Annotated in this window: 11 protein-coding genes; all 11 read left to right on the top strand. The window is 37.1% G+C overall.

The window, feature by feature from the left end:
• The first annotated feature begins 80 nt into the window (after positions 1–80).
• The 11 genes from AACZ30_RS12150 to AACZ30_RS12100 are packed head-to-tail and all read left to right on the top strand — an operon-like array spanning position 81 to position 6,913.
• Positions 81–536 carry an OsmC family protein gene (locus AACZ30_RS12150; protein ID WP_339649628.1) on the top strand — a complete coding sequence of 152 codons (456 nt, stop codon included), beginning with the start codon at positions 81–83 and terminating at the stop codon, positions 534–536.
• 16 nt (positions 537–552) lie between these two features.
• On the top strand, positions 553–1,029 hold the full coding sequence (locus tag AACZ30_RS12145) for a Dps family protein (RefSeq protein ID WP_339649626.1): 477 nt from the start codon (positions 553–555) through the stop codon (positions 1,027–1,029).
• A gap of 4 nt (positions 1,030–1,033) precedes the next feature.
• Positions 1,034–1,936, top strand: coding sequence for an ABC transporter ATP-binding protein (locus AACZ30_RS12140; protein WP_339649624.1), 903 nt, complete (start codon positions 1,034–1,036; stop codon positions 1,934–1,936).
• Positions 1,936–2,670 carry an ABC transporter ATP-binding protein gene (locus AACZ30_RS12135; RefSeq protein WP_339649622.1) on the top strand — a complete coding sequence of 245 codons (735 nt, stop codon included), beginning with the start codon at positions 1,936–1,938 and terminating at the stop codon, positions 2,668–2,670. The genes AACZ30_RS12140 and AACZ30_RS12135 overlap by 1 nt, the downstream gene beginning before the upstream one ends.
• A 50-nt stretch (positions 2,671–2,720) precedes the next feature.
• The gene (locus AACZ30_RS12130) at positions 2,721–3,827 is read left to right on the top strand and encodes an ABC transporter permease (RefSeq protein ID WP_339649620.1); all 1,107 of its coding nucleotides are present in this window, start codon (positions 2,721–2,723) and stop codon (positions 3,825–3,827) included.
• Positions 3,827–4,948, top strand: a complete 1,122-nt coding sequence (locus tag AACZ30_RS12125) for an ABC transporter permease (RefSeq protein WP_339649618.1) — start codon at positions 3,827–3,829, stop codon at positions 4,946–4,948. The genes AACZ30_RS12130 and AACZ30_RS12125 overlap by 1 nt, the downstream gene beginning before the upstream one ends.
• The gene (locus tag AACZ30_RS12120; protein ID WP_339649617.1) at positions 4,948–5,430 is read left to right on the top strand and encodes a TIGR00730 family Rossman fold protein; all 483 of its coding nucleotides are present in this window, start codon (positions 4,948–4,950) and stop codon (positions 5,428–5,430) included. Before AACZ30_RS12125 ends, AACZ30_RS12120 begins: the two co-directional genes overlap by 1 nt.
• A gap of 25 nt (positions 5,431–5,455) precedes the next feature.
• Entirely contained in the window at positions 5,456–5,698 is a 243-nt protein-coding gene (locus AACZ30_RS12115; RefSeq protein ID WP_339649614.1) for a hypothetical protein, read from the top strand.
• An 11-nt stretch (positions 5,699–5,709) separates the two neighbouring features.
• The gene (locus AACZ30_RS12110) at positions 5,710–6,096 is read left to right on the top strand and encodes a hypothetical protein (protein ID WP_339649612.1); all 387 of its coding nucleotides are present in this window, start codon (positions 5,710–5,712) and stop codon (positions 6,094–6,096) included.
• 35 nt (positions 6,097–6,131) lie between these two features.
• Positions 6,132–6,590: a DUF2141 domain-containing protein gene (locus AACZ30_RS12105; protein ID WP_339649611.1), complete on the top strand. Its 459-nt coding sequence runs from the start codon at positions 6,132–6,134 to the stop codon at positions 6,588–6,590.
• Complete coding sequence (locus AACZ30_RS12100) at positions 6,587–6,913, top strand: hypothetical protein (protein WP_339649610.1); 327 nt, start codon at positions 6,587–6,589, stop codon at positions 6,911–6,913. Before AACZ30_RS12105 ends, AACZ30_RS12100 begins: the two co-directional genes overlap by 4 nt.
• Positions 6,914–6,961: the final 48 nt, after the last annotated feature.

Genomic DNA, 6,961 nt, shown 5'->3' with positions numbered 1-6,961 from the left:
AAGAACTTGATTATAACCAACTGTCACTCAGTCTGTTTTAACTGGACAGTAATGATAGTAAAACTTAAAAAAACAACACTATGGAAAAACACTTTTTTAATGTAAACATCGAATGGCAAAAAGAAAGAATGGGCACGATGTCTTCGCCAGAATTAACTATAGAAGGTTCTAACGACGCTAATTCTATTCAGGTAGCCACGCCACCACCATTCCCTAAGGGAATGCCCAATATCTGGTCGCCAGAACATTTATTTACAGCATCTGTAAGCAGTTGTTTAATGACAACTTTCCTTGCAATTGCAGAAAATTCCAAATTGGATTTCAGCGGTTTCCGTTGTAATTCTACAGGAGTTATGGAAAAAGTAAATGGAAAATTTTTAATGACTGAAATAACCCTGAAAGTTACTGTATCCATAAAAGAGAAAAAAGACCGTGAACGAGCTGAACGAATTGTTGAAAAATCGGAAGCAGCTTGTTTGATTTCCAATTCCATAAAATCGAAAACAAGTTTAGACGTAACAATAAAAATTAATTAATTAAAATCAAATAGTTATGAGCAATTTAAATGAAATTGGTTTAAATACCGAAAAGTCAAAAAAGAATGCTGAAAAGTTAAATAAGCTTTTGGCCAATTATTCCATCTTTTACCAAAACACCAGAGGTTTTCACTGGAATATTAAAGGCGATAAATTCTTTGAACTTCACGTAAAGTTTGAAGAGTTGTACAACGATTTAAAAGTAAAAATCGATGAAGTTGCCGAACGTATTTTAACCCTGGGCTACACGGCAGAGCACAGGTATTCAAAATATAATTCTGAATCTATTATTGACGAAAGCGAATTAATTTCTGATGGTTTAGAAGCTGTAGAAAATATTTTGAATTCTTATTCTACTATTTTAACGATGCAACGGGAAATCCTCGATACGGCTACAGATGCCAATGACGAAGGTACCGTGGCCTTAATGAGCGATTACATTCAGCAGCAAGAGAAAGAAGTTTGGATGTATTCTTCCTTATTAAATAAATAAAAATATGGGTATTTCCCTGCGCAATATCGACAAATCCTATAAAAAGGTAAAAGCAGTTGAGGACATTTCGTTCGAGGTGAAACCGGGCGAATTGTTTGGGCTGATTGGGCCCGATGGCGCGGGGAAAACTACCATTTTTAGGATACTTACCACCCTTTTAATTCCGGATAACGGCAGCGCGACAGTAGCAGGATATGATATTATAGACGATTATAAAGCCATACGCAAATCGGTTGGCTATATGCCGGGGCGGTTTTCACTCTATCAGGATTTAACCGTAGAAGAAAACCTAAATTTTTTCGCTACCATTTTTGGGACGACGATTGAAGAGAACTACGAATTGATTGAGGATATCTATGTACAGATTGAACCTTTTAAAAATCGGCGTGCCGGGAAGTTATCAGGCGGAATGAAACAAAAATTGGCTTTGTCCTGTGCTTTAATTCACAAACCAAAAGTGCTTTTTTTGGATGAACCCACCACAGGCGTAGATCCGGTTTCACGGAAAGAATTTTGGGAAATGCTTAAGCGTTTACAGAAAAAAGGGATTACCATTCTGGTCTCCACACCCTATATGGACGAAGCGGCTTTATGCGATCGGATTGCCTTGATTCAGGATGGCGGAATATTGGAAATTGACAGTCCGGAAAACATTGTAAATAAATTTCCAAAAACCATTTACAATGTGGGCGCTGACAATATGTATAAATTAATACAAAGCCTTCAGAAATATGAACACGTGTACAGCGTATTTCCCTTTGGGGAATTTGTGCATTACACTGATAAACGGAATTCATTTGAAACAGAAGATTTAAAGTCCTATCTGAGAAAGGAAAGGCTCACGCAAATAAGCATAGAAGCCACCCAACCCAATATTGAGGATGCCTTTATGGAATTAGCCAAATAATGAAAAAAGAAAACGTCATAGAAGCCGAAGAATTAACCAAAGCTTTTGGGGATTTTAAAGCAGTAAATGCCATAAGTTTTGAGGTGAAAAAAGGAGAGATATTTGGTTTTTTGGGAGCCAATGGCGCTGGAAAAACCACCGCTATGAAAATGCTGATTGGGATTTCCAAACCTACATCCGGCAAGGCAAATGTTGCTGGGTATGATGTGTATTCTCAAACGGAAAACATCAAGAAGAACATTGGTTATATGAGTCAGAAGTTCGCATTGTATGATGATTTAACGGTAAAAGAGAATATTACTTTTTTTGGAGGTATTTATGGTTTATCAAGAAATAGAATAAAGGAGAAAAGGGAACAATTGGTCGCTGAATTGGGCCTGGAAGATATCAGTAATAAATTGGTGGGATCGCTGCCCTTGGGCTGGAAACAAAAGTTGTCTTTTTCAGTATCACTACTACACGAACCAAAAATTGTATTTCTGGATGAACCCACCGGCGGAGTGGACCCCATAACCCGAAGACAATTTTGGGAAATGATCTATAAAGCAGCCGACCGGGGCACCACAATTTTTGTGACCACCCATTATATGGATGAAGCCGAATATTGCGACCGGGTTTCCATAATGGTAGAAGGAAAAATAGAAGCCCTGGACACGCCCAATAAATTAAAGGAGCAATTTAAAGTTGACTCTATGAACGATGTGTTTTTAAAATTAGCACGGAATATTGAATAACCAGACCTCACAGTTCTCAGAGAATCTATGAGGCCTATTGACCACAAGAAATGAAACGATTTACAGGGTTTATAAAAAAAGAATTCTACCATATCTTTCGGGATAGGCGGTCGCTTTTTATCCTTTTTGGGATGCCAATTGCCCAGATCTTGCTTTTCGGGTTTGCCATTACCAACGAAATCAATAATGTGAATATTGCCATTTTAGACCATTCTAAAGATGCTACAACCGGAGAAATAATCAACAAGATTTCAGCATCAAAATATTTCAGTATAAAACAAATGATTACCCGGGAAGCGGAGATTGAACCTGCTTTCAAAAATGGAAAAATTAAAGCGGTATTGAATTTTGAAAATGATTTCAGTAAAAACCTCATCAAAGAAAGACAAGCAAAAATTCAAATAATAACCGATGCTACAGATCCAAACACGGCGAATTCCATAACCAACTATATCAATGCTATATTGCAAAACTATCAGCAATCAGAGAATAGAGGCATTCAAATAGAATATCAGATTATCCCTAAAACGCGAATGGTTTACAACTCTGAACTTAAAAGTGTATTTATGTTTGTGCCCGGGGTGATGACCATTATTTTGATGCTGGTTTCGGCAATGATGACTTCCATCTCCATTACCCGCGAAAAAGAATTGGGAACAATGGAAATTTTATTGGTCTCGCCGCTAAAACCTTTTCAGGTAATTGTTGGCAAAGTAGTGCCCTATATCTTTCTATCAATTATCAACGCTGCCGTAATTGTACTCTTGAGCATTTTTGTATTTGGGATGCCGGTTCAGGGCAGCCTGTTTTTATTGGGCGTGGAAAGCGTACTATTTATCATCACTTCCCTGGCGCTGGGAATTTTAATCTCGACCATCGCAGAAACCCAACAATCGGCAATGATGATTTCCCTTATGGGCTTGATGTTGCCCGTAATCCTGTTATCGGGATTTATTTTTCCGATTACGAGTATGCCCCAGCCCCTTCAAATAATTAGCCATATCATCCCTGCTAAATGGTTTATCATCATTATAAAAGGAATTATGCTGAAAGGAATTGGGATAGCCTATATCTGGAAAGAAACACTGATTTTAATTGCTATGACGGTGTTTTTTATAGCAGTAAGCGTGAAAAAATATAAAATACGGCTGGAGTAATGAAGATCATAGGCTATATCATACAAAAAGAATTCAGGCAAATCTTTAGGAATAAAGGGATGTTGCCCATTATTTTTATCCTGCCCATATTGCAGTTGCTCATTTTATCTAATGCGGCTACCTATGAAGTGAAAAATATAAATTTTGCCTACATAGATCAGGATTATACCTCCACCTCTCGCGCCCTGGTCGAAAAGTTTAACGCCTCTACTTATTTTAATGTGCTGGCCGATTTTCCAGCTAACAAAAATGCCGGTTCGGCAATGTTGGCGGGAGAGGTAGATGTAGTACTGGAAATACCCAATAATTTTGAACGCAACTTAATTACGGAGAAATCGGGTGAATTATCAATTATCATCAATGCGATTGACGGTGCCGCAGCCGGGGTAGAAAGTGGCTATATAAACCAAATTGTGCAAAATTTTAACCAGGAGGTTAGATTGAACATAATGCAAAGGTCAGAAAAAGGAATACAACCGGTACAAGTACAAGCTATTCCTTCTTTTTGGTACAATATCACTTTAGATTATAAAACTTTTATGGTTCCGGGCATCCTGGTTTTATTGGTAACGATGATCACTTTGTTCCTTTCCGGGATGAACATAGTGCGCGAAAAGGAAATAGGCACATTAGAACAAATAAACGTAACACCAATTGGTAAAGGCCAGTTTATTATTGGGAAATTATTTCCGTTTTGGGTTATTGGTATGGGCTTATTGACCATTGGTTTAATCCTCGCAAAAATCATTTTCAACACGCCAATGCTAGGCAGTTTATTGCTGCTTTATGCCTACACTTCCGTATATATTTTAGTGATTCTGGGAATGGGCTTGTTTATTTCCAATTTTACCGATACGCAACAACAGGCTATGTTCATCGCCTGGTTTTTTGTAGTGATTTTTATATTGATGAGCGGTTTGTTCACGCCCATAGAAAGTATGCCCAAATGGGCGCAGATCATTACCGAATTTAACCCGATTAAATATTTTGTGGAAATCGTACGAATGGTATTGCTGAAGGGTTCCGGTTTAAAGGATATTTTTCCGCAATTGTGGAAAACGGTTTTATACGCAATCCTAATGAATGGCTTGGCGGTGTGGAGCTATAAAAAAACAAACTAATGGAAAACGACACTAAATATCATTTGACAAAAAGCGAATCTTTATCGCTTAAAGGTCCCCGTTCACGATTTAAAGAGTTGGGCTTTGCAATAAGAGTTTTTTTTAGCTTTATAAAAGGTTTCCGTAAAATGCACTTTATAGGACCTTGCGTAACTGTATTTGGATCAGCACGGTTTAAACCAGAATCCAGGCATTATAAAAATGCAGAAATGATTGGAGCCGAACTTTCTAAATTGGGCTTTGCCATAATGACCGGAGGAGGGCCGGGAATAATGGAGGCTGCCAACAAAGGAGCTTACGAGGCGGGAGGTTATTCGGTAGGTGTTAATATTATTTTGCCATTCGAGCAAAAACCTAATCCTTATCTGCATAAATGGATAGACATTCCCTATTTCTTTGTACGAAAATTTTTACTGATTAAGTACTCCTATGTTTTTGTAGTAATGCCGGGCGGAATGGGAACCTTGGACGAGCTTTTTTGAGGCGATTACTTTAATTCAGACTAAAATGATTCGGAATTTTCCTGTGGTAATTTTTGATACTGCCTACCATAAAGAGTTGATAGAACATATTGAGTTGATGGTAAGACAAGAAAGCATTGGTGCTAAAGATATGGAGTTACTTTTTGTTACCGATTCTATAGACGACTTAGTAAAGCATATAAAAAACCACGCTATCGATAAATTTGGTTTGGTGAAAGAAGAGTACCGACCAAAATGGTGGTATGGCGAAAACCGAAGGAAATTTTAAAACTTCAATTTATGGAAAAAAAGAAAATATTTAAATACGTTATCGCTATTATAATTGTTGCTTTTGCATTAGTGACGCTATTTATGAGCAGTGCTGTTTTATTCGATTGGTTTGGTATTCGTGCAAAACAAGGAAATTTTGTGCCTTTTATAGTCAAAACTAATCTAACAGCAGGGGTCTTGTATTTACTTGTTCTTTATGGTTTTTTAAAATCAGAAAAGTGGGCGTTTTGGGTTATGCTTACCGCAGCCTTAATCCTTCTTTACGCTTTTGGCCTGTTTTACATCCATATTCATACCGGCGGCTTATATGAAAATAAAACAATTGCAGCGATGATTTTTAGGATTCTGCTCACCCTAAGTCTTAGTGTTTGTATTTATCAAAATGAAAAAAAATAAACCGCTTTTAACTTCATAAAATAAAACTTGAAAAAATGAAAACGCTATTTCAAAGTCTATTATTAATCACAGTTATATTATTAACAACTTCTTTTCAAAGTCAGTCAAAAGAAGCTACCTATTCCTTGACCGTAACGGTAGAGGGATTAAGAAACTCGAAAGGGGTGGTCCAATTTGCCTTGTATAATAGCGACGGAACTATTCCCGATGAAAAATTTGAAAATTATTACCGAATTAAAACTTCAGAAATAAATAAAAATCGTGCTGTTATTAGCTTTTCTGAATTACCGCAGGGTAGATATGCCATCAATATTCTGCACGATGAAAATGAAAATGGTAAAATTGATAAAAAATTCTTACTACCACTTCCAAAAGAGGGAATTGGGTTTTCCAATTACGAGTCCATAGGTTTGAATAACCGACCTAATTTTACCAGAACTAGCTTTCTTTTGAATAAAAACAGTACCAAAGAAATTAAGATAATCTATTTATGAGGGAAATCTGGTATATACTCTGTTTACTCCATCTTTCCTTAGCAATAATCCAGGCTCAGGAACGGGATACCTTGCCCAAGTTAGATCTCAGTAAACTGGCTTTGGTGAACCAAAGCGACAGCTATATTACCTTCCCTGCCGATATTGGGAACATCGAACCTTTAATGTTTGAAGCAAACCTAAATCCCAATTTTATAATTCGCGAAAGAAAAGATTCCCGGTTAATGGCGGTGCTTACCCCGCAAATAACCATTAGGATGTACAATAAAGAATCCTATCCCGTTCAAACGCCCAGTTATATTCCGCAAATATCATTTTATTGAGTTATACATATAAGAGCCGTATATTAGCCCTTGTAAACATTGATTATG

This window comes from uncultured Salegentibacter sp., from assembly GCF_963972535.1.
Classification (GTDB): Bacteria; Bacteroidota; Bacteroidia; order Flavobacteriales; family Flavobacteriaceae; genus Salegentibacter.
This window is presented reverse-complemented; position numbering and strand designations above follow the sequence as displayed.